21 protein-coding genes are annotated in these 23,436 nt (G+C 63.0%); 20 read left to right on the top strand and 1 reads right to left on the bottom strand.

What is annotated here, in order from left to right; genetic code table 11:
* The 12 genes from lpxD (at nucleotide 1) to ispD (ending at nucleotide 14,865) form a co-directional block, all read left to right on the top strand.
* Nucleotides 1-1,056 (top strand): UDP-3-O-(3-hydroxymyristoyl)glucosamine N-acyltransferase, encoded by a 1,056-nt coding sequence (lpxD, locus tag APH33_RS12110; RefSeq protein WP_054885368.1) that lies wholly within the window; start codon nucleotides 1-3, stop codon nucleotides 1,054-1,056.
* Nucleotides 1,057-1,169: 113 nt separating this feature from the next.
* Complete coding sequence (fabZ, locus tag APH33_RS12105) at nucleotides 1,170-1,610, top strand: 3-hydroxyacyl-ACP dehydratase FabZ (RefSeq protein ID WP_003252314.1); 441 nt, start codon at nucleotides 1,170-1,172, stop codon at nucleotides 1,608-1,610.
* Nucleotides 1,607-2,383, top strand: a complete 777-nt coding sequence (lpxA, locus tag APH33_RS12100; RefSeq protein WP_054885367.1) for an acyl-ACP--UDP-N-acetylglucosamine O-acyltransferase — start codon at nucleotides 1,607-1,609, stop codon at nucleotides 2,381-2,383. Before fabZ ends, lpxA begins: the two co-directional genes overlap by 4 nt.
* Before the next feature lies 1 nt (nucleotide 2,384).
* On the top strand, nucleotides 2,385-3,512 hold the full coding sequence (gene lpxB, locus APH33_RS12095) for a lipid-A-disaccharide synthase (RefSeq protein WP_054885366.1): 1,128 nt from the start codon (nucleotides 2,385-2,387) through the stop codon (nucleotides 3,510-3,512).
* A gap of 1 nt (nucleotide 3,513) precedes the next feature.
* A complete protein-coding gene (gene rnhB / locus APH33_RS12090) occupies nucleotides 3,514-4,137 on the top strand; it encodes a ribonuclease HII (RefSeq protein WP_054885365.1) in 624 nt (207 codons plus the stop codon).
* A 182-nt stretch (nucleotides 4,138-4,319) separates the two neighbouring features.
* Nucleotides 4,320-7,844, top strand: coding sequence for a DNA polymerase III subunit alpha (dnaE, locus tag APH33_RS12085; protein ID WP_054885364.1), 3,525 nt, complete (start codon nucleotides 4,320-4,322; stop codon nucleotides 7,842-7,844).
* A gap of 105 nt (nucleotides 7,845-7,949) precedes the next feature.
* On the top strand, nucleotides 7,950-8,897 hold the full coding sequence (gene accA / locus APH33_RS12080) for an acetyl-CoA carboxylase carboxyl transferase subunit alpha (RefSeq protein ID WP_054885363.1): 948 nt from the start codon (nucleotides 7,950-7,952) through the stop codon (nucleotides 8,895-8,897).
* Between the two features lie 141 nt (nucleotides 8,898-9,038).
* A complete protein-coding gene (gene tilS, locus APH33_RS12075) occupies nucleotides 9,039-10,322 on the top strand; it encodes a tRNA lysidine(34) synthetase TilS (protein ID WP_054885362.1) in 1,284 nt (427 codons plus the stop codon).
* Nucleotides 10,323-10,591: 269 nt separating this feature from the next.
* Complete coding sequence (locus APH33_RS12070) at nucleotides 10,592-12,220, top strand: CTP synthase (RefSeq protein WP_054885361.1); 1,629 nt, start codon at nucleotides 10,592-10,594, stop codon at nucleotides 12,218-12,220.
* A gap of 200 nt (nucleotides 12,221-12,420) precedes the next feature.
* Nucleotides 12,421-13,710: a phosphopyruvate hydratase gene (eno, locus tag APH33_RS12065; protein ID WP_054885360.1), complete on the top strand. Its 1,290-nt coding sequence runs from the start codon at nucleotides 12,421-12,423 to the stop codon at nucleotides 13,708-13,710.
* Nucleotides 13,711-13,879: 169 nt separating this feature from the next.
* Nucleotides 13,880-14,161: a cell division protein FtsB gene (gene ftsB / locus APH33_RS12060; RefSeq protein WP_054885359.1), complete on the top strand. Its 282-nt coding sequence runs from the start codon at nucleotides 13,880-13,882 to the stop codon at nucleotides 14,159-14,161.
* Nucleotides 14,158-14,865, top strand: coding sequence for a 2-C-methyl-D-erythritol 4-phosphate cytidylyltransferase (gene ispD, locus APH33_RS12055; protein WP_054885358.1), 708 nt, complete (start codon nucleotides 14,158-14,160; stop codon nucleotides 14,863-14,865). The genes ftsB and ispD overlap by 4 nt, the downstream gene beginning before the upstream one ends.
* Before the next feature lie 126 nt (nucleotides 14,866-14,991).
* Here the strand turns inward: ispD and APH33_RS12050 are convergent, their stop codons facing one another.
* The gene (locus tag APH33_RS12050; RefSeq protein ID WP_054885357.1) at nucleotides 14,992-15,888 is read right to left on the bottom strand and encodes a LysR substrate-binding domain-containing protein; all 897 of its coding nucleotides are present in this window, start codon (nucleotides 15,886-15,888) and stop codon (nucleotides 14,992-14,994) included.
* 108 nt (nucleotides 15,889-15,996) lie between these two features.
* On the opposite strand from APH33_RS12050, the gene APH33_RS12045 reads away from it, so the two are divergent.
* The 8 genes from APH33_RS12045 to rpoS all read left to right on the top strand — a co-directional run bounded on the left by APH33_RS12045 (nucleotide 15,997) and on the right by rpoS (nucleotide 23,235).
* Nucleotides 15,997-17,109: an S-(hydroxymethyl)glutathione dehydrogenase/class III alcohol dehydrogenase gene (locus tag APH33_RS12045; protein ID WP_054885356.1), complete on the top strand. Its 1,113-nt coding sequence runs from the start codon at nucleotides 15,997-15,999 to the stop codon at nucleotides 17,107-17,109.
* An 8-nt stretch (nucleotides 17,110-17,117) separates the two neighbouring features.
* Nucleotides 17,118-17,972, top strand: coding sequence for an S-formylglutathione hydrolase (fghA, locus tag APH33_RS12040; protein WP_054885355.1), 855 nt, complete (start codon nucleotides 17,118-17,120; stop codon nucleotides 17,970-17,972).
* 176 nt (nucleotides 17,973-18,148) lie between these two features.
* The gene (gene ispF, locus APH33_RS12035; protein WP_054885354.1) at nucleotides 18,149-18,622 is read left to right on the top strand and encodes a 2-C-methyl-D-erythritol 2,4-cyclodiphosphate synthase; all 474 of its coding nucleotides are present in this window, start codon (nucleotides 18,149-18,151) and stop codon (nucleotides 18,620-18,622) included.
* Nucleotides 18,619-19,677, top strand: coding sequence for a tRNA pseudouridine(13) synthase TruD (gene truD / locus APH33_RS12030; RefSeq protein ID WP_054885353.1), 1,059 nt, complete (start codon nucleotides 18,619-18,621; stop codon nucleotides 19,675-19,677). The genes ispF and truD overlap by 4 nt, the downstream gene beginning before the upstream one ends.
* The gene (gene surE / locus APH33_RS12025) at nucleotides 19,665-20,414 is read left to right on the top strand and encodes a 5'/3'-nucleotidase SurE (protein ID WP_054885352.1); all 750 of its coding nucleotides are present in this window, start codon (nucleotides 19,665-19,667) and stop codon (nucleotides 20,412-20,414) included. The genes truD and surE overlap by 13 nt, the downstream gene beginning before the upstream one ends.
* Nucleotides 20,415-20,455: 41 nt before the next feature.
* Entirely contained in the window at nucleotides 20,456-21,094 is a 639-nt protein-coding gene (locus APH33_RS12020) for a protein-L-isoaspartate(D-aspartate) O-methyltransferase (protein ID WP_176506620.1), read from the top strand.
* A gap of 160 nt (nucleotides 21,095-21,254) precedes the next feature.
* On the top strand, nucleotides 21,255-22,118 hold the full coding sequence (locus APH33_RS12015) for a peptidoglycan DD-metalloendopeptidase family protein (protein WP_054885403.1): 864 nt from the start codon (nucleotides 21,255-21,257) through the stop codon (nucleotides 22,116-22,118).
* A 109-nt stretch (nucleotides 22,119-22,227) separates the two neighbouring features.
* Nucleotides 22,228-23,235, top strand: coding sequence for an RNA polymerase sigma factor RpoS (gene rpoS, locus APH33_RS12010; protein WP_016392283.1), 1,008 nt, complete (start codon nucleotides 22,228-22,230; stop codon nucleotides 23,233-23,235).
* Nucleotides 23,236-23,436 lie beyond the last annotated feature (201 nt).

Here is a 23,436-nt window from a genome sequence, read left to right as displayed (position 1 = left end):
ATGACCGTGACCATGACGCTCGGCCAGCTGGCCGAGGCCCTCGGGGCCACACTGAAAGGCCCTGAAGCGCTGCAGATTACCGGGCTGGCTACCTTGCAGGAGGCTGGCCCCGGTCAATTGAGCTTCCTCGCCAACCCGCAATACCGCAAATACCTGGACAACTGCCAGGCCGCCGCGGTGCTGCTCAAGGCTGCGGACGCCGAAGGCTTCGCCGGCAATGCCCTGGTCGTGGCTGACCCGTACCTGGCTTATGCGCGTATCTCCCACCTGTTCGACCCCAAACCCAAGGCTGTGGCGGGTATTCATCCCAGCGCCGTGGTGGCGGAGGATGCCCAGGTGGATGCGAGCGCCAGTATCGGGCCGTTCGCGGTCATCGAAAGCGGTGCGCGCATCGGCGCCAACGTCAGCATCGGGGCGCATTGCTTCATCGGTGCGCGTTGCGTGGTCGGCGAAGGTGGCTGGCTGGCCCCGCGCGTCACGCTCTACCACGACGTGACCATTGGCAAGCGTGTGGTCATCCAGTCGGGCGCAGTGATCGGCGGTGAGGGCTTCGGCTTCGCCAACGAGAAGGGCATCTGGCGCAAGATCGCCCAGATTGGCGGGGTCACCATCGGCGATGACGTCGAGATCGGCGTCAACACCGCCGTAGACCGAGGCGCGCTGTCCGATACCCGGATCGGTGATGGGGTAAAACTCGACAACCAGATCCAGATCGCCCACAACGTGCAGATCGGTGATCACACGGCCATGGCTGCCTGTGTCGGCATCTCCGGCAGTGCGCGCATCGGCAAGCATTGCATGCTGGCGGGTGGTGTGGGCCTGGTGGGGCATATCGATATCTGCGATAACGTATTTGTTTCCGGAATGACCATGGTGACCCGCTCGATCACCGAACCTGGTTCCTATTCATCCGGCACGGCCATGCAGCCCCTGGCTGACTGGCGTAAGAGCGCGGCGCGCATTCGCCAGCTCGATGACATGGCCAAACGGCTCCAGCAGCTGGAAAAACGTGTCGATACCGTGACCTCAGGTGGCCAGCCGACATCAGAAGGCTGATACCATTTCCTGAGCAAGAGTGAACAGTCGCTAGCTGGCTCCTCTTTGGACTGCAAAAGGAGCGTGTGGTCAGCACCTGCGCTCCCTATTCTTATTACAGGCTTCCCCCCGAAATGATGGACATCAACGAGATTCGCGAATACCTGCCTCACCGCTACCCGTTCCTGCTGGTAGATCGCGTGACGGATCTGGACTTCGAGGCCCAGAGCATTCGTGCCTACAAGAATGTCAGCATCAACGAGCCGTTCTTCAATGGCCATTTTCCGGCACATCCGATCATGCCGGGCGTCCTGATCATCGAAGCCATGGCCCAGGCGGCCGGCATCCTTGGTTTCAAGATGCTCGATGCCAAGCCGGCCGATGGCACCCTGTACTACTTCGTGGGTTCCGACAAGCTGCGTTTCCGTCAGCCGGTGCTGCCGGGCGACCAGCTGGTGCTGGAAGCCAAGTTCCTCAGCCGCAAGAGCATGATCTGGAAGTTCGAATGCCGCGCCCTGGTCGACGGCAAGCCGGTGTGCTCGGCTGAGATCACCTGTGCGGAACGCTCCCTATGAGTTCGATTGATCCGCGGGCGATCATCGATCCCTCGGCCAAGCTGGCCGAGGGCGTCGAGGTTGGCCCGTGGTCGATCGTCGGCCCCGGCGTCGAAATCGGCGAGGGCACCGTCATTGGCCCCCATGTCGTGCTTAAAGGGCCGACCAGGATTGGCAAGCACAACCGGATCTACCAGTTTTCCTCGATTGGTGAAGACACCCCTGACCTCAAGTACAAGGGTGAGCCGACACGCTTGGTGATCGGTGATCACAATGTGATCCGCGAGGGGGTGACCATTCATCGTGGTACGGTCCAGGACCGTTCGGAAACTACCCTGGGCGATCACAACCTGATCATGGCCTATGCCCATATCGGCCATGACAGCGTCATCGGCAATCACTGCATCCTGGTCAACAATACCGCGCTGGCCGGGCATGTACACGTGGGTGATTGGGCGATCCTGTCCGGATTCACCCTGGTGCATCAATACTGCCACATCGGCGCCCATGCGTTCTCTGGCATGGGCACGGCGATCGGCAAGGATGTGCCGGCCTTCGTCACGGTGTTCGGCAGCCCTGCCGAAGCCCGCAGCATGAACTTCGAGGGCATGCGCCGCCGTGGTTTCAGCGACGAGGTCATCCATGCCTTGCGCCGTTCATACAAGATCGTCTACCGCCAGGGTCTGACCGTGGAAGAGGCGATCAAAGAGCTGGACGAACTGGCCGCCAAGCACGAACAGGTCGAGCTGTTCCGCCAGTCGATCGTGAATTCTGCCCGCGGCATCACCCGCTGACATGGCGCAGCTTTGCGTAGCCCTGGTCGCAGGTGAGGCCAGCGGCGATATCCTCGGTTCTGGTCTGATGCGCGCCCTCAAGGCGCGCCATCCCGATGTGCGTTTCATCGGTGTGGGCGGCCCGTTGATGGAGGCCGAAGGCCTTCAGTCTTACTTCCCCATGGAACGCCTGGCGGTCATGGGCCTGGTCGAAGTGCTGGGGCGCCTGCGTGAGTTGCTCAAGCGACGCAAGCTGCTGATCCAGACCTTGATCGGCGAAAAGCCCGATGTGTTCATCGGCATCGATGCCCCCGATTTCACTCTCAATATCGAACTGAAACTGCGTCAGGCCGGGATCAAGACCGTACATTACGTCAGCCCGTCGGTGTGGGCGTGGCGGCAGAAGCGCGTGCTGAAGATTCGCGAAGGTTGCGACCTGATGCTCACGCTGTTGCCCTTCGAAGCACGCTTCTACGAAGAGCAGGGCGTGCCGGTGCGGTTTGTCGGCCATCCGTTGGCCGACACCATTCCGTTGGCGGCAGACCGTCAGGCTGCGCGTAACGAACTGGGCCTCGCCGAAGGGCCGGTGGTGGCGTTGATGCCGGGCAGCCGTGGTGGAGAGGTCGGGCGTCTGGGCGCGCTGTTCCTCGACGCCGCCCAGCGCCTGCGCGAACGGGTGCCTGGCGTGCGCTTCGTGCTGCCTTGCGCCAACGCAGCGCGTCGTGCTCAGATCGAGCAGATGCTCGAAGGGCGCGATTTGCCGTTGACCTTGCTCGATGGCCAGTCGCACCGGGCCCTGGCTGCCTGCGACGCGGTGTTGATCGCTTCGGGTACCGCCACGCTGGAGGCGCTGTTGTACAAGCGGCCGATGGTTGTAGCCTACCGCCTGGCACCGTTGACCTACTGGATTCTCAAGCGTCTGGTGAAAAGTCCCTACGTGTCGCTGCCCAACCTGCTGGCCCAGCGTGAACTGGTGCCTGAGCTGCTGCAGGATGCCGCGACCAGCGAAGCCCTGGCCCAGGCCCTGGCGCCGCTGGTCACCGACGGTGCCCAGCAGACCGAACGCTTCGACGAGATTCACCGCACCCTGCGCCGCGACGCCTCCAACCAGGCTGCCGACGCAGTGCTGGCCCTGCTCAAGGACCGCTGACATGCAGATTGGACTGGACTTCAACCTGGTCGAAGACCTGGTCGCCGGCGTCGACGAAGTTGGCCGCGGCCCGCTGTGCGGTGCGGTGGTCACGGCGGCGGTGATCCTCGACCCGGCTCGGCCGATTCTTGGCCTGAACGATTCGAAGAAACTCACCGAAGCCAAGCGCGAGGCGCTGTTCGACGAGATCTGCGAAAAAGCCTTGAGCTTCTGCATCGCCCGCGCCGAAGTCGAGGAAATCGACCGCTTGAACATCCTCCATGCCACCATGCTGGCCATGCAGCGCGCGGTGGAAGGGTTGCATGTGACGCCGAAGCTGGCACTGATCGACGGTAACCGTTGCCCCAAGCTGGCGGTGCCGGCGTCGCCAGTGGTCAAAGGCGATAGCCAGGTGCCGGCAATCGCTGCCGCATCGATCCTGGCCAAGGTGACCCGGGACCGGGAGATGAGCGCATTCGAACTGATCTACCCGGGTTACGGCATTGGCGGGCATAAAGGCTATCCAACGCCTGTGCACCTCGAAGCCCTCGAGCGCCTTGGCCCGACGCCCATTCATCGGCGCTCGTTCGCCCCGGTGCGGGCCGCCTGGGAAGCCCGCGAAGGCATTATCGATTCTCTTATCTGATGAAAGGGGGCCGCGTTGCGGCCCTTCGCGGGCAAGCCCGCTCCCACAGGTACAGCGCTATTCCTGAGGGTTACTCTCTCCTGTGGGGCGTGCCCGCGAAGGGCCGCAACGCGGCCCCAAATTCCCCACTCAATTACGCTACAATCCCGCCCTTGTCGTTCAGCACTGCTACAGGACTATCCATGTCGGTTCCCTTCGTTCACCTGCGCGTCCACTCCGAATTCTCGCTGGTCGACGGCCTGGTGCGGATCAAGCCGCTGGCCAAGGCGCTGGCGGGCATGAACATGCCCGCGGTGGCGATCACCGACCAGAGCAACATGTGCTCGCTGGTCAAGTTCTACAAGACCGCCATGGGCGCCGGGATCAAGCCGATTTGCGGTGCCGACCTGTGGCTGGCCGGCAACGACCCGGAAGCTCCGTTGTCGCGTATCTGCTTCCTGGCCATGGACCCCAAGGGCTATCGCAACCTCACCGAATTGATCTCCCGTGGCTGGACCGAGGGCCAGCGCAACGGCCTGGTGATCCTCCAGCGTGAATGGATCGCGCCCGCGAGCGAGGGGCTGATTGCCCTGTCAGCCGGCAAGGAAGGCGATATCGGCATGGCCCTGATGAGTGGTCGCCAGGATGAAGCCGAAGCCTTGCTGCGCGACTGGATGGGCATGTTCCCGGAGCGCTTCTATGTCGAAGTGCAACGCACCAATCGTGCCGGCGACGAAGAATACGTGCACGCTGCCGTGGCCCTGGCCGATCAACTCGGCGCTCCACTGGTCGCCACCAACGACGTGCGCTTCATCAAGCAGTCCGACTTCGACGCCCACGAAACCCGCGTCTGCATCGGCGAGGGCTGGACTCTCGACGATCCGCGCCGGCCGCGTATCTACAGCGACCAGCAGTACCTGAAATCGGCCGAGGAAATGGCCGAGCTGTTCAGCGACTTGCCCGACGCCCTTGCCAACACTGTCGAAATCGCCAAACGCTGCAACATCCAGGTGCAGCTCGGCAAATATTTCCTGCCCGATTTCCCGACGCCGAACGGCATGGGTATCGACGATTACCTGCGGCACGTCTCCTACGAAGGCCTGGAAGAGCGCCTGGCGGTGCTGTGGCCGAAAGAGACCACACCGAATTACGAAGAGAAGCGCCAGGTCTACCTGGACCGCCTGAAGTTCGAACTGGACATCATCATCCAGATGGGCTTCCCCGGTTACTTCCTGATCGTTATGGACTTCATCAAGTGGGCCAAGAACAACGACGTGCCGGTTGGCCCGGGGCGGGGGTCGGGTGCCGGCTCGCTGGTAGCCTACGTGTTGAAGATCACCGACCTCGACCCGCTGGCCTACGACCTGCTGTTCGAGCGCTTCCTCAACCCTGAACGTATTTCCATGCCCGACTTCGACGTCGACTTCTGCATGGACGGCCGTGACCGGGTGATCGACTACGTGGCCGAAGCTTACGGCCGCAACGCCGTGAGCCAGATCATCACCTTCGGTACCATGGCCGCCAAGGCCGTGGTGCGCGACGTGGCGCGGGTGCAGGGCAAGTCCTACGGCCTCGCCGACCGCCTGTCGAAGATGATTCCGTTCGAAGTGGGCATGACCCTGGAGAAAGCCTACGAGCAGGAAGAAATCCTGCGCGACTTCCTCAAGGGCGACGAGGATGCCCGCGAGATCTGGGACATGGCGCTCAAGCTCGAAGGTGTCACCCGTGGTACCGGCAAGCACGCCGGTGGCGTGGTGATTGCCCCGACCAAGCTCACCGACTTTTCGCCGATCGCTTGTGACGAAGAAGGCGGCGGCCTGGTGACTCAGTTCGACAAGGATGATGTCGAGGCTGCCGGCCTGGTGAAGTTCGACTTCCTCGGCCTGCGGACGCTGACCATCATCAAGTGGGCGATGGAGATCATCAACCGCGAGCAGGCCAAGAAGAACCTGCCCAACGTCAATATCGACTTCATCCCGCTGGACGACCGCAAGACCTACGAGCTGCTGCAGAAAGCCGAGACCACGGCGGTGTTCCAGCTCGAATCCCGCGGCATGAAGGAGCTGATCAAGAAGCTCAAGCCCGACTGCCTGGAAGACCTCATCGCATTGGTGGCACTGTTCCGCCCGGGCCCGCTGCAGTCCGGCATGGTGGACGACTTCATCAACCGCAAGCACGGCCGCGCCGAGCTGGCCTACCCGCATTCCGACTACCAGTACGAAGGCCTCAAGCCGGTACTGGCACCGACCTACGGCATCATTCTGTATCAGGAACAGGTGATGCAGATTGCCCAGGTGATGGCAGGCTACACCCTCGGTGGCGCCGACATGCTGCGTCGAGCCATGGGTAAGAAAAAGCCGGAGGAGATGGCCAAGCAGCGCGGCGGCTTCATCGAAGGTTGCGTGGCCAACAACATCGATGCGGATCTGGCCGGTAACATCTTCGACCTGGTAGAGAAGTTCGCCGGGTACGGATTCAACAAGTCCCACTCCGCTGCCTATGGCCTGGTGTCGTACCAGACTGCCTGGCTGAAGACCCACTACCCCGCGCCGTTCATGGCTGCGGTACTCTCGGCGGACATGCACAACACCGACAAGGTGGTGGTGCTGGTCGAGGAAGTGCGCAGCATGAAACTGCGCCTCGATGCGCCGGACGTGAACTTCTCCGACTTCAAGTTCACCGTCAACGACGACGGGCGCATCGTCTACGGCCTGGGTGCGATCAAGGGCGTCGGCGAAGGCCCGGTGGAGGCCATCGTCGAGGCGCGTGCCCAGGGAGGCCCGTTCAAGGACCTGTTCGACTTCTGCGAGCGCATCGACCTCAAGCGGGTCAACAAGCGCACCCTCGATGCGCTGATCCGCAGTGGTGCGCTGGACCGCCTGGGCCCGTATTTCCATGACGAGATCAAGGCCTATCAGGCCAATATCGACCGCAATCGCGCGACCCTGCTGTCGGCACTGGGCGAAGCCATCAAGGCCGCCGAGCAGGCGGCGCATACCGCTGACAGCGGCCACGTCGACCTGTTCGGCGGCATGTTCGACGCGGCGGATGTCGATGTCTACGCCAACCACCGCAAGGTGCGCGAACTGACCCTCAAGGAACGCCTGAAGGGCGAAAAGGACACGCTGGGCCTGTACCTTACCGGCCACCCGATCGACGAATACGAGACCGAGATTCGCCGTTTCGCTCGCCAGCGCATCATCGACCTCAAGCCGTCGCGCGAGACCCAGACCATCGCCGGGATGATCATTGCGTTGCGGGTGATGAAGAACAAGAAAGGCGACAAGATGGGCTTCGTCACCCTCGATGACCGTTCCGGGCGCATCGAGGCCTCGCTGTTTGCCGACGCCTACATGGCGGCACAGTCCTTGCTCCAGACGGATGCGATGGTGGTGGTCGAGGGCGAGGTCAGCAACGATGACTTCTCTGGCGGCCTGCGCCTGCGGGTGAAGCAGGTGATGACCATGGAGGACGCACGCACCAAGCTGGCCGAAAGCCTGCGCCTGAAAGTGGCACACGAGGCGCTCAAGGGCGACCGCCTGAAGTGGCTGGGCGAACTGATCACCCGCCATCGTGGGGCTTGCCCGATCACGCTGGAGTACACCGGCTGCGATGCCAAGGCCATGTTGCAGTTCGGCGAGCAGTGGAAGATCGACCCGGCTGATGGCCTGATTCAGGCGCTGCGTGACCAGTTCGGGCGTGAGAACGTCTTCCTGCAATATCGTTGAATCGACGAAATTTAATCTCGACCTATATGCGCCTGATCCCTTAAGGTAGGGCGCCAAACGGATCAACCGGCCGGCCGCCTGGCCGTAGACCCAAGACGGATGACTATGAACCCGAATTTTCTCGATTTCGAACAGCCGATTGCCGACCTGCAAGCCAAGATCGAAGGCCTGCGCCTGGTAGGCAACGACAACTCGCTGAACATCAGCGATGAAATTGCCCGTCTGCAAGACAAGAGCAACACCCTGACCGAAAGCATCTTCGGCAACCTGACCAGCTGGCAGATCGCCCGCCTGGCCCGTCATCCACGTCGTCCATACACCCTGGACTACCTGGATCACATCTTCACCGAGTTCGAAGAACTGCACGGTGACCGCCACTTCTCCGACGACGCCGCGATCGTCGGTGGTACGGCGCGTCTGGACGGCAAGCCAGTCATGGTCATCGGCCACCAGAAAGGTCGCGAAGTGCGCGAGAAGGTGCGCCGCAACTTCGGCATGCCGCGCCCGGAGGGCTACCGCAAGGCCTGCCGCCTGATGGAAATGGCCGAGCGCTTCAAGATGCCGATCCTGACCTTCATCGACACCCCGGGCGCCTACCCGGGCATCGACGCCGAAGAGCGCAACCAGAGCGAGGCCATCGCCTGGAACCTGCGCGTCATGGCCCGCCTGAAGACCCCGATCATCGCCACGGTGATCGGTGAGGGTGGTTCCGGCGGTGCACTGGCCATTGGCGTGTGCGACCAGCTGAACATGCTGCAGTACTCCACCTACTCGGTGATCTCGCCGGAAGGCTGCGCCTCGATCCTGTGGAAGACTGCCGACAAGGCCGCCGACGCCGCTGAAGCCATGGGCATCACCGCTGAGCGCCTGAAGAGCCTGAACATTGTCGACAAGGTCATCCAGGAGCCGCTGGGCGGCGCCCACCGCGACCCGGTCAAGATGTCCGAAAGCATCCGCGCCGACCTGGTGCAGCAGCTGGACATGCTCGGCAAGCTCGATAACGATGCGCTGCTGGCCCGTCGTTACGAGCGCTTGATGAGCTACGGCCTCTGATATGCCCTGGGGGGCCGCTTCGCGGCCCTTTCGCGACACAAGGCCGCTCCTACATGGGTACGCGATCGCCTGTAGGAGCGGCCTTGTGTCGCGAAAGGGGTGCAAAGCACCCCCGGCAATCTCAAGCCAAGTGAGGCCCAGATGATCAACCTCACCCCTTGGCTCAACGCCCCCGCCTGGTACATCGCCTTCTCTGGCGGCCTCGATTCCACCGTCCTGCTGCATCTGCTGGCCAACCACGCCCGCAACCACGCATCCCCCCCGCTACGCGCCCTGCACATCCACCACGGCCTGCAATCCGCCGCCGACGCGTGGCCTGCCCACTGCCAGTCCATCTGCGACCAGCTCGGTATCGAGCTACAGGTCATCCACGTCCAGGTCACCTCCGGCGCCAGCCTCGAACAGGCCGCCCGTGATGCCCGCTATGCCGCCTTGGGGAAAGTCCTCGGTCCTGGCGACATCCTGTTCACTGCCCAGCACCGCGACGACCAGGCCGAGACCTTGCTCTTCCGCCTGCTGCGCGGTGCCGGCCTGCGTGGCCTGGCGGCGATGCCCGGGCAGCGCAGGCTAGGGCTGGGCAGCCTGGTCCGGCCGCTGCTGGCCACCGCGCGCCAGCAGCTGCATGACTACGCCCACGTCAATGAGCTGGTGTGGATCGAAGACCCGACGAACGTTGATACCGCCTTCGACCGCAACTATCTGCGCGCAGAGGTGTTTCCGCATTTGCACCAGCGTTGGCCACAGGCCAGCCAGAACTTCGCCCGTTGTGCGGAGCATCTGGGTGAGGCACTGGGCCTGCTCGACGAACTGGCGCAGGGCGATCTGGCCGAGGCCGGGGAGGGCGCTGCACCCGCCTGGGCAGCCTTGCCGTCACTCGACCTGGCGGCGCTCACCCGCTTGTCGCCTGCTCGGCAGCGCAATGCCCTGCAGCACTGGTTACGCCCGCGAACCCGCTTGCCCGATACCCGTCATTGGGCCGGCTGGGCCGATCTGCGCGATGCTGCGGCAGATGCGCAGCCGGTCTGGCGGCTGGCCGACGGTCGGTTGCTGCGTAGTCATGGCCGTATCTGGTGGTTGGGTGGTGACTGGCTGCAGCAACCCATGGGCGAGTACGCCTGGGCCGACCCTGGAACGGTCCTGGCATTACCGGGCAATGGCAGTGTGCGTCTTGATGTCACCGCGCCGCTGGGCGAACTGCGTATCGCCTACCGCCAGGGCGGCGAGGTACTGGACATCCCTGGCCGCGGCCGGCGCGACCTCAAGCGCCTGCTCAACGAGCTGCAGGTCCCGCACTTCGTGCGCCCGCGACTGCCGTTGCTATATTGTGGCGAGCGCCTGCTGGCGGTGGCCAATCTGCCTTCACTGGCGCAGGCCGATTGCCAGCTTCACTGGCAGCCGCCGACGAACGCGCAAGGTTTGAGCTGAAGGGTACATTCCGGTAGACTACCCTCCCTTCTTGATACAACTTCTGTGGCTTCCCCGGAAACACAGCAGTTGCCGATTACCAAGCAGTTTTTTGCTGGGCTGATTCTGGAAATGACGAGCGAGCTCCATGCCGGGGATACCCCTGGTCTGTACAGACGCGGCAGTTTTTCGAGATGCACTGTGATTGACGCAGGTGATCGGGGGCTTCGGCCTTCCTTCGCTTTCTCCGGCGGCGCTGGCCGCCTTAACGCAGACTTCTAGGGTTTTTCATGACGCGCTACATATTCGTCACGGGCGGTGTTGTTTCTTCATTGGGGAAAGGCATTGCCTCGGCATCCCTGGCGGCCATCCTGGAAGCGCGGGGCCTGAAGGTCACCATGCTCAAGCTGGATCCGTACATCAACGTCGACCCGGGCACCATGAGCCCGTTCCAGCATGGTGAGGTGTTCGTCACCCACGATGGCGCCGAAACCGACCTTGACCTGGGCCACTACGAGCGGTTCATCCGCACGACCATGACCCAGAACAACAACTTCACCACCGGTCGTATCTACGAGCACGTGCTGCGTAAAGAACGCCGTGGTGACTACCTGGGCGCAACCATCCAGGTCATCCCGCACATCACCGACGAAATCAAGCGTCGCATCATCAAGGGTGCCGGCGATGCCGACGTGGCCCTGGTGGAAATCGGCGGTACCGTGGGTGATATCGAGTCGCAACCGTTCCTCGAAGCGATCCGCCAGCTGCGTGTCGAAGTGGGTTCCAAGCGCGCCATGCTGATGCACCTGACCCTGGTCCCGTACATTGCCACCGCTGGCGAGACCAAGACCAAGCCGACCCAGCACTCGGTCAAGGAGCTGCGCTCCATCGGCCTGCAGCCTGACGTGCTGATCTGCCGTTCCGACCACCCGGTCGACGCATCGTCGCGCCGCAAGATCGCCCTCTTCACCAACGTCGAAGAGCGTGCGGTGATTTCGCTGGAAGACGTCGACACCATCTACAAGATCCCAGGCGTGCTGCACGCCCAGGGCCTGGACGACTTCGTCGTCGAGCGCTTTGGCCTGCAGTGCAACAGCGCCGACCTGTCCGAGTGGGACAAGGTGGTCGATGCCAAGCTCAACCCTGAGCAGGAAGTCACCATCGCCATGGTCGGCAAGTACATGGAGCTGCTGGATGCGTACAAGTCGCTGATCGAAGCGATGAGCCACGCCGGCATCACCAACCGTACCAAGGTCAACCTGCGCTACATCGATTCCGAAGACATCGAGAACCAGGGCACCGGCCTGCTCGAAGGCGCCGACGCCATCCTGGTACCGGGTGGTTTCGGCCTGCGCGGCGTGGAAGGCAAGATCACCGCCGTGCAGTACGCCCGTGAGAACAAGGTGCCGTACCTGGGGATCTGCCTGGGCATGCAGGTAGCCGTGATCGAGTTCGCCCGTAACGTGATGGGCTGGAAAGACGCCAACTCCACCGAGTTCGACCGCAACAGCGGCCACCCCGTGGTCGGCCTGATCACCGAGTGGGCTGATGCCACCGGTGCCGTCGAGACCCGTACCGAAGCCTCCGACCTGGGCGGCACCATGCGCCTGGGCGCGCAGGATTGCCAACTGGCTGCCGGCTCCAAGGTACACGACTGCTACGGCAAGGATGTGATCACCGAGCGTCACCGTCACCGTTACGAGGTCAACAACAACCTGCTGCCACAGCTGGTGGACGCTGGCCTGGTGGTTTCCGGTCGTTCCGAAGACGGCGCGCTGGTTGAAGTGGTCGAGTCCAAGGACCATCCATGGTTCGTTGCCTGCCAGTTCCACCCGGAGTTCACCTCCACCCCGCGTGACGGTCACCCACTGTTCAGCGGCTTCGTCAAGGCGGCCCTGGCGCAGAAGAACAAGGCCTGATTTTTTCAGGTCTTTGATGAGTTTTCCGACGGTTAAAGCCGCGCAAGGCTCATTTCTCGGGTAAAGTACGCCCCGATCTACCCCTGACCGCTCGGTCAGGGGTTGCTTCTGCCAGGCCTGCCTGCTGCGTCCCCGCCTGGTGCAAGGCAAGAATTCCCTACAGTTGCGTTGTTTTCGTCAATTCTGGAGTGCTTACAACAATGGCAAAAATCGTCGACATCAAAGGTCGTGAAGTTCTCGATTCGCGTGGCAACCCCACCGTGGAAGCCGATGTACTGCTCGACAACGGCATCATCGGCAGCGCTTGCGCGCCGTCCGGTGCTTCCACCGGCTCGCGCGAAGCGCTGGAGCTGCGTGATGGCGACAAGAGCCGTTACCTGGGCAAGGGCGTGCTGAAGGCCGTCGCCAACATCAACGGCCCGATCCGTGACCTGCTGCTGGGCAAGGATCCTTCCGACCAGAAAGCCCTGGACCGCGCCATGATCGAACTGGACGGTACCGAGAACAAGGCCAAGCTGGGCGCCAACGCCATTCTGGCCGTGTCCCTGGCTGCCGCCAAGGCCGCTGCACAGGATCAGGACCTGCCGCTGTACGCGCACATCGCCAACCTCAACGGCACCCCGGGCCAGTACTCGATGCCGGTTCCGATGATGAACATCATCAACGGTGGCGAACACGCCGACAACAACGTCGACATCCAGGAGTTCATGGTTCAGCCGGTTGGCGCCAAGACCTTCTCCGACGGCCTGCGCATGGGTACCGAAATCTTCCACCACCTCAAAGCCGTGCTGAAGGCCCGTGGCCTGAACACTGCCGTGGGTGACGAAGGTGGTTTCGCCCCTAACCTGGCGTCCAACGAAGACGCACTGGCTGCCATCGCCGAAGCGGTCGAGAAAGCCGGCTACAAGCTGGGCACCGACGTGACCCTGGCCCTGGACTGCGCGGCTTCCGAATTCTACGAAGACGGCAAGTACAACCTGTCCGGTGAAGGCAAGTCGTTCGACGCCGAAGGGTTCGCCGAGTACCTGAAAGGCCTGACCGAGCGCTTCCCGATCATCTCGATCGAAGACGGCCTGGACGAGTCCGACTGGGCTGGCTGGAAGATCCTGACCGACAAGATCGGTGCCAAGGTCCAGCTGGTCGGCGACGACCTGTTCGTGACCAACACCAAGATCCTCAAGGAAGGCATCGAGAAGGGCATCGGTAACTCGATCCTGATCAAGTTCAACCAGATCGGCTCGCTGACCGAAACCCTGGAAGCCATCCAGATGGCCAAGGCTGCCGGCTACACCGCGGTGATCTCGCACCGTTCCGGTGAAACCGAAGACTCGACCATTGCCGACCTGGCCGTGGGTACTGCTGCTGGCCAGATCAAGACTGGCTCGCTGTGCCGTTCCGACCGCGTCTCGAAGTACAACCAGCTGCTGCGCATCGAAGAGCAGCTGGGCGCCAAAGCGGTTTACCGTGGTCGTGCCGAGTTTCGCGGCTAAGCAAGAGATGGTAAAAAGACAGCTGCCGAGGTTGTCGGATCTTCCGTACTGAGCTTTCGTACGTAATCATCTGACGCTTCATGCGGGTTTCTGTCAACGAAGCCTGGCCTCGGCCAGGCTTCGTGCTATATGAGGCCCGTGTGCGGCGGTCTTTAACCTGGATACCTTGATGCGCAGTCCCTATTGGTTGTTCCTTGTCCTGCTCCTGCTGCTCGGTGGCCTGCAGTACCGCCTTTGGGTGGGTAACGGCAGCCTGGCGCAAGTGGCCGAGCTCAAGCAGCAGATCGACGAACAGCATGCCGAGAACGAACGGCTGCTGGAGCGTAACCGTGTGCTCGATGCCGAGGTGATGGAGTTGAAGAAAGGTATGGAGACCGTCGAAGAGCGGGCTCGTCATGAACTGGGAATGGTCAAAGAGGGCGAAACCCTCTTCCAGTTGCCGCAAAAATGACTGAAACACTGCCGGCCTTCTGGGCCGTGATTCCTGCAGCGGGCGTCGGTGCCCGCATGGCTGCCGACCGCCCCAAGCAATACCTGGAGCTGGCGGGGCAGACCCTTCTCGAGCACAGCCTCGACTGTTTTCTTGGCCACCCCTCGCTCAAGGGCGTGGTGGTCAGCATTGCCGAAGACGACCCTTACTGGCCAGGCCTGCGTTGTGCCAGCGACCCGCGTATCCAGCGGGCGGCGGGTGGTGACGAGCGTGCCGACTCGGTGCTCAATGCCTTGTTGCTGCTGCATGCCCAAGGGGCGTCGGACAACGATTGGGTGCTGGTGCACGATGCGGCGCGGCCGAACCTGGCGCGCAGCGACCTGGACAAGTTGCTGTCGGAACTGGCCGACGACCCGGTAGGCGGGCTGCTGGCGGTGCCGGCGCGCGACACCCTCAAGCGTGCCGATGCCAATGGGCGGGTGGCCGCGACGGTCGACCGCAGCACCATCTGGCAGGCCTATACGCCGCAGATGTTCCGCCTGGGTGCGCTGCATCGGGCCCTGGCCGAGAGCCTGGTTTCCGATGTGGTGGTGACCGATGAAGCGTCGGCCATCGAATGGTCGGGGCAGGCGCCGCGGCTGGTCGAAGGGCGCAGTGACAACATCAAGGTCACCCGGCCGGAAGACCTGGAATGGCTGCGCCAGCGCTGGGCCGGGCGGCGCTGAATCTTCAGATCGGTTCTGGCCTCTTCGCGGGCACGCCCGCTCCCACAGGGATTGCACAGAGTTCAGAACCGGTGCAGATCCTGTGGGAGCGGGCGTGCCCGCGAAGAGGGCGGTAAAGCCAGTACATCAGCCATGCCGATACTCCGGTAACCCCGCCAACCCTTCCTTCAGATAATCCACCAGCCGCCTGACCTTCGGTGACAGATGCCGCTGCTGCGGATACAGCGCCCACACCGCCGTATTCGGCGGCTGATGCCCTTCCAGCAACGATACCAGTGCGCCACTGTTCAAGTGCTCAAGCACGTAGTAGTCCGGCAACTGACACAACCCCATCCCCAGCAGCGCCGCATCCAGCACTGCCTGGCCGCTGTTGCAGCGCCAATTGCCCTGCACCCGCTGGCTGATCTCGCGGCCATCCTGCTGCAAGGCCCACAGGTCGGAACTGCCGATCAGGCAATTGTGCCGGGCCAGTTCCGACAGGCTGTGCGGCCGCCCGTAACGCTCCAGGTACGCTGGCGACGCGCACAAGTACATGCGCCGCGGTGCAAGGCGGGTGGCCACCAGCCGTGAGTCTGCCAGGCGGCCGAGGCGGATCGCCAGGTCCATGCCTTCGTGCAGCAGGTCCAGGGTACGGTTGCTCAGTTCCACTTCGACCCGCAGCTGCGGGTACAGCGCCATGAAACGCGTCACCAGCGGCACGATAAAACGCTCACCATAGGCTACCGCACAGGTCATGCGCAGCAGCCCCTTGGGTTCGCTGGCCAAGTCGCCCATGGCGCGCAGCGCTTCCTCGCGGCCGTCCTGCAGGCGCTGGCAATGCTGCAAAAAGGTCTGTCCGGCTTCACTCAGCGCCACCCGGCGAGTACTGCGGTACAGCAAGCGGGTCTGCAGGCGTTCTTCCAGGCGGGCGATCTGCCGGCTGATGTGCGACGACGACACGCCCAGGCGCTCGGCTGCCGCCGTGAACTGGCCCGACTCGGCCACGGCGACGAATTCGTCGATGCCTTCCCAACGGCTGCTCATGGATTATCCCTGTATGGCAATAATGTTTTGGCTTTGCCTGGATTATTCCCCAAAAGCGCCTGGATTACACTGCGGGACTGAACCGATCCTCTGTCTGGAGACCCTGTGATGATCAAGTCCCGTGCTGCCGTAGCCTTCGAGGCCAAGAAACCCCTGGAAATCGTCGAAGTCGACGTGGCCATGCCCAAGGCCGGCGAAGTGCTGCTGCGCGTGGTCGCCAGCGGTGTTTGCCACACCGACGCCTACACCTTGTCCGGCGCTGACCCGGAAGGCATCTTCCCGTCGATCCTGGGTCATGAAGGCGGTGCGATCGTCGAAGCAGTGGGCGAGGGCGTGACCTCGGTGGCGGTGGGCGATCACGTGATCCCGCTGTATACGCCCGAATGCGGCAAGTGCAAGTTCTGCCTCTCGGGCAAGACCAACCTGTGCCAGGCCATCCGTGCCACCCAGGGCAAGGGCTTGATGCCGGACGGCACCACTCGCTTCTCGTACAAAGGCCAGCAGCTGTTCCACTACATGGGCACCTCGACCTTCTCCGAGTACACCGTGCTTCCGGAAATTTCCGTGGCCAGGATCCAGAAGGAAGCGCCGCTGGAGAAGGTCTGCCTGCTCGGCTGCGGCGTCACCACCGGGATCGGCGCCGTGCTCAACACCGCCAAGGTCAAGCCCGGTGACACCGTGGCCATCTTCGGCCTCGGCGGCATCGGCCTGTCGGCAGTGATCGGCGCAGTCAAGGCCAAGGCCTCGCGCATCATCGCCATCGATATCAACCCGGCCAAGTTCGAGATCGCCCGCCAGCTGGGTGCCACCGACTGCATCAACCCGAAAGACTACGACCGCCCGATCCAGGAAGTGATCGTCGACCTTACCGACGGTGGCGTGGACTTCTCTTTCGAGTGCATCGGCAATGTGCAACTGATGCGCGCGGCCCTGGAATGCTGTCACAAGGGCTGGGGCGAGTCGGTGATCATCGGTGTCGCCGGTGCTGGCCAGGAAATCGCCACCCGTCCGTTCCAGCTGGTGACGGGCCGTGTCTGGCGTGGTTCGGCATTCGGCGGCGTACGTGGCCGCAGCGAACTGCCAAGCTACGTGGACATGGCCGAGAAGGGCGAGATCCCGCTGGACACCTTCATCACCCACACCATGGGCCTGGAAGACATCAACAAGGCCTTCGACCTGATGCACGAAGGCAAGAGCATCCGCAGCGTGATCCACTTCTGAGGTGAGCCATGAGCCTGGATAACATCTCCTGCCAGAAGAGCTTCGGCGGCTGGCACAAGCGTTACCGGCATCACTCCAAGGTGCTGGGCTGCGACATGGTGTTCGCCGTCTACCTGCCGCCGCAGGCCGAGCAGGGCGAGAAGCTGCCGGTGCTGTACTGGCTCAGCGGCCTCACCTGCACCGACGAGAACTTCATGCAGAAGGCCGGCGCCCAGCGCCTGGCTGCCGAGCTCGGCCTGATCATCGTCGCCCCCGACACCAGCCCGCGTGGCGAGCAGGTGCCAAGCGACCCTGAAGGCGCCTGGGACTTCGGCCTCGGCGCAGGGTTCTACCTCAATGCCACCCAGCAGCCTTGGGCGCAGCATTACCGCATGCACGACTATGTCGTGCAGGAGCTGCCGGCACTGATCGAGGCGCACTTCCCGGCGTCCGACCAGCGCAGCATCAGTGGCCACTCCATGGGTGGCCATGGCGCGCTGGTGTGTGCCTTGCGCAACCCAGGGCGCTATCGCTCGGTGTCGGCGTTCTCGCCGATCAGCAACCCGATGGATTGCCCGTGGGGCGAGAAGGCCTTCAGCCGCTACCTGGGCGAAGACCGCGCGCGCTGGCGCGAGTGGGATGCCAGTGTGCTGCTGGCGGAAACCGCTGCAGGCGAGTGCCCGCCGTTGCTGGTGGACCAGGGCGACCGTGACGACTTCCTCGAGAAGCAGCTCAAGCCTGAAACGCTGGAGCAGGCTGCACGCAAAGGTGGGCATGCGCTGACCCTGCGCCTGCAGCCTGGTTATGACCACAGCTACTACTTCATCGCCAGCTTCATCGATGAGCACCTGCGCCATCATGCGATGGCACTCGGACGGCTGTAGGAGCGGCCTTGTGTCGCGAATGGGCCGCAAAGCGGCCGCGGGATTTCGGCGCCACCGCTTCAGTCGCTGGGGTTGCTGCGCAGCCCTTTCGCGACGCAAGGCCGCTCCTACATGACGGCCCCAATAGCGGCCAAAGCAGGTAGAATCACGCCCTGACTCAATCAGGGCGTTTTTCTATGCGTATTGGCCACGGCTACGATGTGCACCGTTTCTGCGACGGTGATTTCATTACCCTGGGTGGGGTGCGTATCCCTCACAAATACGGCCTCCTGGCCCACTCCGACGGTGACGTGCTGCTGCACGCCTTGAGCGATGCCTTGCTCGGTGCTGCGGCGCTGGGCGACATCGGCAAGCACTTCCCGGATACCGACCCCCAATTCAAGGGCGCTGACAGCCGCGTGTTGCTGCGTCATGTGGTCGCTATCGTCAAGGCCAAGGGCTGGAAGGTCGGCAATGTCGACGCCACCATCGTCGCCCAGGCGCCGAAAATGGCTCCGCATATCGAAACCATGCGCCAGTTGATTGCCGAAGACCTGCAGGTCGAACTCGACCAGGTCAACGTCAAGGCCACCACCACCGAGAAGCTTGGTTTCACCGGTCGCGAGGAGGGCATCGCCGTGCATGCGGTCGCCCTGCTGCTGCCAGCATGACCGAACTGGACCTGCTGGGCCCGCGCGCGTCGGGTGAATCATTGGGCAGCGCAGTGCTCAAAGCCGTCGCCGAAGACTTCCAGGTCGACGAGGTGCTGGACATACCGCTGTCCGGCCAGGGCGAGCACCTGTGGCTGTGGGTAGAGAAGCGTGACCTCAACACCGAAGAAGCCGCGCGCCGCCTGGCCCGTGCTGCTGGCGTACCGGTACGTGCCATCAGCTATGCCGGCCTCAAGGACCGCCAGGCCCTGACCCGCCAGTGGTTCAGCCTGCACCTGCCGGGCAAGGCCGACCCGGACCTGTCGCGTGCCGAAGACGACAGCCTGCGCGTATTGAAGCAAGTGCGCCACCAGCGCAAGCTGCAGCGCGGCGCTCATTCGGCGAACGGCTTCACCCTGCGCCTGACCGCCCTGGCAGCCGACCACCAGGCCCTTGATGCACGCCTGCAACAGCTCAAGGTGCAGGGCGTACCGAACTACTTTGGCAGCCAGCGTTTCGGCTACGGCGGTGGCAATGTCCACGATGCTCAGGACTGGGCATCGCGCAAGGCCCTGCCAGAGCAGCGCAACGTGCGTTCGCGCCTGCTTTCGGCAGCACGCAGCTACGTGTTCAACCAGGTGCTGGCGGCGCGAGTCGCCGATGGCAGCTGGCAACGCGCTCAGGTCGGGGATCTGTTGGCATTCACCGACAGCCGTAGTTTCTTTCTGGCGGGTGAGCAGGAATGTTCTGATCCTCGCCTGGCAATACTTGACTTGCATCCCACCGGCCCGATGTGGGGAGAAGGGCCGTCGCCCGCAACCGGTGCGACTTTCGAGCGGGAAGCGGCGATCGGCGAGCAGCACCTGGCGCTATGCCAATGGCTGGCATATGCGGGCATGAGTCACGAACGGCGCATCCTGCGGCTCCCTATTGGCGGCCTGACGTGGCATTATCCCGAGCCTGATATCCTGCAACTGGAATTCGTCCTTCCGGCCGGATGCTTCGCCACCGTGGTGGTGCGCGAACTCGTCGATCTGGTGCCGGCAGGGCAGACGGACAGCCCATGCGTATTCTGATTTCGAATGACGACGGTGTTACGGCACCTGGCCTCGCCGCGCTCCACGGTGCGCTGGCGGATTATGCCGAGTGCGTGGTGATCGCCCCGGATCAAGACAAGAGCGGCGCCGGCAGTTCGCTGACGCTGGACCGGCCGCTGCACCCGCAGACCCTGTCCAACGGCTTCATCAGCCTCAACGGCACGCCGACCGACTGTGTGCACCTGGGGCTCAATGGGTTGTTGCCCGAGCCGGTTGATCTGGTGGTTTCGGGCATCAACCTGGGGGCCAACCTGGGTGATGACGTGATCTATTCCGGCACGGTGGCCGCCGCGCTGGAGGGCCGCTTCCTGGGCGGTACCTCGCTGGCGTTCTCGCTGTTGTCGCGCCAGCCCGACAACCTGCCGACTGCTGCCCACATCGCCCGGCGCCTGGTCGAGGCACTGCCACGCCTGCAATTGCCGCCGCGCACCGTGCTCAACGTCAACATCCCCAATCTGCCGCTGGAGCACATCCGCGGCATCCAGCTGACCCGCCTCGGCCATCGGGCGCGGGCGGCGGCACCGACCAAGGTCGTCAACCCGCGCGGCAAGGAAGGCTACTGGATCGCCGTGGCCGGCGATGCCGAGGACGGTGGGCCTGGCACCGATTTCCATGCGGTCATGCAAGGCTATGTGTCGATAACGCCCTTGCAGCTGGACCGCACGTTCAACGATGCCTTCGAACAGCTCGACGGCTGGCTGGAGGGCCTGCTCTGATGCGTGAACAGGACGATCTGCAGCGCCGTGGCGGTATCGGCATGACCTCTCAGCGCACCCGCGAGCGGCTGATCCAGCGCCTCTACGAGGAAGGCGTGTCGAACGCCAAGGTGCTCGAGGTGATTCGCCGTACCCCGCGCCATCTGTTCGTCGACGAGGCGCTGGCGCATCGGGCATATGAAGACACTGCGCTGCCGATCGGGCACAACCAGACCATCTCCCAGCCGTTCATGGTGGCGCACATGAGCGAGCTGCTGCTGGAAGCCGGGCCGTTAGACAAGGTGCTGGAGATCGGCACCGGTTCCGGCTATCAGACCGCGATCCTGGCCCAGCTGGTCGAGCGGGTGTTCTCGGTGGAACGGATCAAGGTGCTGCAGGATCGAGCCAAGGAGCGCCTGGTCGAACTCAACCTGCGTAACGTGGTGTTTCGCTGGGGGGATGGCTGTGACGGCTGGCAGGCGTTGGCGCCCTACAATGGCATCATCGTCACGGCGGTGGCGGCGGAAGTGCCGCAGGCGCTGCTCGATCAGCTGGCGCCGGGAGGGCGCATGGTGATCCCGGTAGGCCAGGCCGGTGAGGTGCAGCAGTTGATGCTGATCGTGCGCGAAGAGCACGGTTTCTCCCGTCGCGTCCTGGGCGCGGTCCGGTTCGTGCCGCTGCTCAACGGCCCACTGGCCTGAAGCGCCGGGAATATTTGCAGCAGCAACGAATTCTTGCGGCACGGCCCTGTCTATCTGGCGGGGCCAGAGCCCTGCCAATATCGTGTGGCTTGGTTATAATTGCAACAATATTGCATTTCTTTTCGTCTTATCGATTTTCGGCACCATGAGGGGAGCGCGGGTGGGGCACACAGTCATTCGGCAGCGCAAGGATCGGTCGGCTTTCAAGCTTCTGCTGATTGCACTGGCCATGGGCACCTTGCTGACAGGTTGCTCCAGCACCAGCAGCAGTTCCAGCGGTGCGCGCGTGGTCGATCGAAACGCTGCAGCGCCCAAGCGGCCGGCCGTGACGTCGGGGCAGTACGTGGTCAAGCCTGGCGATACGCTGTTCTCCATCGCCTTCCGCTATGGATGGGACTACAAGGAGCTGGCGGCACGTAACGGCATTGCCGCGCCTTACACCATTCGCCCGGGCCAGGCCATTCGTTTCAGCAGTGGCTCCTCCGGCAGCAGTACCGTGGTCTCCAGCCCGTCCTCATCGAGCCGGACAACGGTCATTCGTCGCCCTGCCGGGACACCTATCAGCCCCGCTGGAAACGGCGGAAAGTCGACGCCAACAACACCCGCCACGCCTGCTCCGGTGGTTACCACGGTGCCCGCCGCAGAGCGTGCGGTGGGGAACTGGACGTGGCCGGCCAATGGCGTGCTGATTGGAAAATTTGCTTCAAACGGTAGTTTGAATAAAGGCATTGATATCGCCGGTGATTTGGGACAGCCTGTTTTTGCTGCGTCTGATGGTACGGTGGTCTACGCCGGGAGTGGCTTGAGGGGCTACGGCGAACTGATCATCATCAAGCACAGCGACACCTACGTCAGTGCCTACGGTCACAACCGCAGGCTGTTGGTTCGGGAGGGGCAGCAGGTCAAAGCAGGGCAGTCGATTGCTGAAATGGGGTCTACGGGCACAGATCGGGTGAAGCTGCATTTCGAGATTCGCCGCCAGGGCAAACCCGTCGATCCGCTCCAGTTCCTGCCACGCCGTTGATCGTTGTACCCCGGCCTGTTCCTTGGATGTAGAGGGGACAGGCTCCTGCGATGCCAGGGAGACAGGCGCCGCAAGAGTCTGAGTTCGAACTCAGCAAAGGACTATAACAATGGCTCTCAGTAAAGAAGCGCCGGAGTTTGACATCGACGATGACGTCCTCCTCATGGAGACGGGCATCGTTTTGGAAACGGATGTGGTGTCAGACGAACCTGCTGTACCTTCGGTTCGGACCAGAGCGAAATCGGGCTCTTCGCTCAAGCAACACAAGTACATCGATTACAGCCGGGCGCTCGATGCCACCCAGCTGTATCTCAACGAGATCGGATTCTCGCCTCTGCTTTCGCCGGAAGAAGAAGTGCACTTTGCGCGCCTGTCGCAAAAGGGTGACCCTGCCGGCCGCAAGCGCATGATCGAAAGCAACCTGCGCCTCGTGGTGAAAATCGCCCGCCGTTACGTCAATCGTGGTCTGTCACTGCTCGACCTGATCGAGGAGGGCAACCTGGGCCTGATCCGCGCGGTGGAGAAGTTCGACCCGGAACGCGGCTTCCGCTTTTCGACCTACGCGACCTGGTGGATCCGTCAGACCATCGAGCGGGCGATCATGAACCAGACCCGCACCATCCGCCTGCCGATCCATGTGGTCAAGGAGCTCAACGTCTACCTGCGTGCCGCGCGGGAACTGACCCAGAAGCTCGACCACGAGCCTTCGCCCGAAGAAATCGCCACTCTGCTGGAAAAGCCGGTCGCCGAGGTCAAGCGCATGCTGGGCCTGAACGAGCGAGTGTCTTCGGTGGACGTGTCGCTCGGCCCGGACTCGGACAAGACCCTGCTCGATACGCTGACCGACGACCGCCCGACCGATCCGTGCGAATTGCTGCAGGATGACGACCTGTCGCAAAGCATCGATCAGTGGTTGGGTGAGCTGACCGACAAGCAGCGTGAGGTGGTGGTACGCCGCTTCGGCCTGCGTGGGCATGAGAGCAGCACCCTCGAAGATGTTGGCCTGGAGATCGGCCTGACCCGTGAACGCGTGCGGCAGATTCAGGTGGAGGGGCTTAAGCGCCTGCGGGAGATCCTTGAGAAGAACGGGCTTTCCAGCGAGTCGCTGTTCCAGTAAGACAGGTTTCACCGCATCTGTAGCGCCCCGATCACCTCGGGGCGTTTTTGTATTCAAGATTGAGCCAGCCTGTTCCGGCCTCTTTGCGGGTAAACCCGCTGCCACTGGTTTTGCAAAGTCTTCAGGTCTCGCACTCCCTTTGTGGGAGCGGGTTTACCCGCGAAGAGGCCGGGACAGACTGGCGGTAATCCGGAGCCGAGC

Origin of the sequence: Pseudomonas sp. NBRC 111130 (assembly GCF_001320485.1) — a bacterium.
Classification (GTDB): Bacteria; Pseudomonadota; Gammaproteobacteria; order Pseudomonadales; family Pseudomonadaceae; genus Aquipseudomonas; species Aquipseudomonas vlassakiae.
This window is presented reverse-complemented; position numbering and strand designations above follow the sequence as displayed.

Coding starts and splice junctions, on each gene's coding strand:
- APH33_RS12070 (WP_054885361.1), top strand. CDS start 10,592: ATGACGCGCTACATATTCGTCACGGGCGGTGTTGTTTCTTCATTGGGG.
- APH33_RS12050 (WP_054885357.1), bottom strand. CDS start 15,888: ATGAGCAGCCGTTGGGAAGGCATCGACGAATTCGTCGCCGTGGCCGAG.
- ispF (WP_054885354.1), top strand. CDS start 18,149: ATGCGTATTGGCCACGGCTACGATGTGCACCGTTTCTGCGACGGTGAT.
- ispD (WP_054885358.1), top strand. CDS start 14,158: ATGACTGAAACACTGCCGGCCTTCTGGGCCGTGATTCCTGCAGCGGGC.
- lpxA (WP_054885367.1), top strand. CDS start 1,607: ATGAGTTCGATTGATCCGCGGGCGATCATCGATCCCTCGGCCAAGCTG.
- ftsB (WP_054885359.1), top strand. CDS start 13,880: ATGCGCAGTCCCTATTGGTTGTTCCTTGTCCTGCTCCTGCTGCTCGGT.
- truD (WP_054885353.1), top strand. CDS start 18,619: ATGACCGAACTGGACCTGCTGGGCCCGCGCGCGTCGGGTGAATCATTG.
- rpoS (WP_016392283.1), top strand. CDS start 22,228: ATGGCTCTCAGTAAAGAAGCGCCGGAGTTTGACATCGACGATGACGTC.
- lpxD (WP_054885368.1), top strand. CDS start 1: ATGACCGTGACCATGACGCTCGGCCAGCTGGCCGAGGCCCTCGGGGCC.
- surE (WP_054885352.1), top strand. CDS start 19,665: ATGCGTATTCTGATTTCGAATGACGACGGTGTTACGGCACCTGGCCTC.
- accA (WP_054885363.1), top strand. CDS start 7,950: ATGAACCCGAATTTTCTCGATTTCGAACAGCCGATTGCCGACCTGCAA.
- fabZ (WP_003252314.1), top strand. CDS start 1,170: ATGATGGACATCAACGAGATTCGCGAATACCTGCCTCACCGCTACCCG.
- dnaE (WP_054885364.1), top strand. CDS start 4,320: ATGTCGGTTCCCTTCGTTCACCTGCGCGTCCACTCCGAATTCTCGCTG.
- lpxB (WP_054885366.1), top strand. CDS start 2,385: ATGGCGCAGCTTTGCGTAGCCCTGGTCGCAGGTGAGGCCAGCGGCGAT.
- APH33_RS12045 (WP_054885356.1), top strand. CDS start 15,997: ATGATCAAGTCCCGTGCTGCCGTAGCCTTCGAGGCCAAGAAACCCCTG.
- rnhB (WP_054885365.1), top strand. CDS start 3,514: ATGCAGATTGGACTGGACTTCAACCTGGTCGAAGACCTGGTCGCCGGC.
- fghA (WP_054885355.1), top strand. CDS start 17,118: ATGAGCCTGGATAACATCTCCTGCCAGAAGAGCTTCGGCGGCTGGCAC.
- APH33_RS12020 (WP_176506620.1), top strand. CDS start 20,456: ATGACCTCTCAGCGCACCCGCGAGCGGCTGATCCAGCGCCTCTACGAG.
- tilS (WP_054885362.1), top strand. CDS start 9,039: ATGATCAACCTCACCCCTTGGCTCAACGCCCCCGCCTGGTACATCGCC.
- eno (WP_054885360.1), top strand. CDS start 12,421: ATGGCAAAAATCGTCGACATCAAAGGTCGTGAAGTTCTCGATTCGCGT.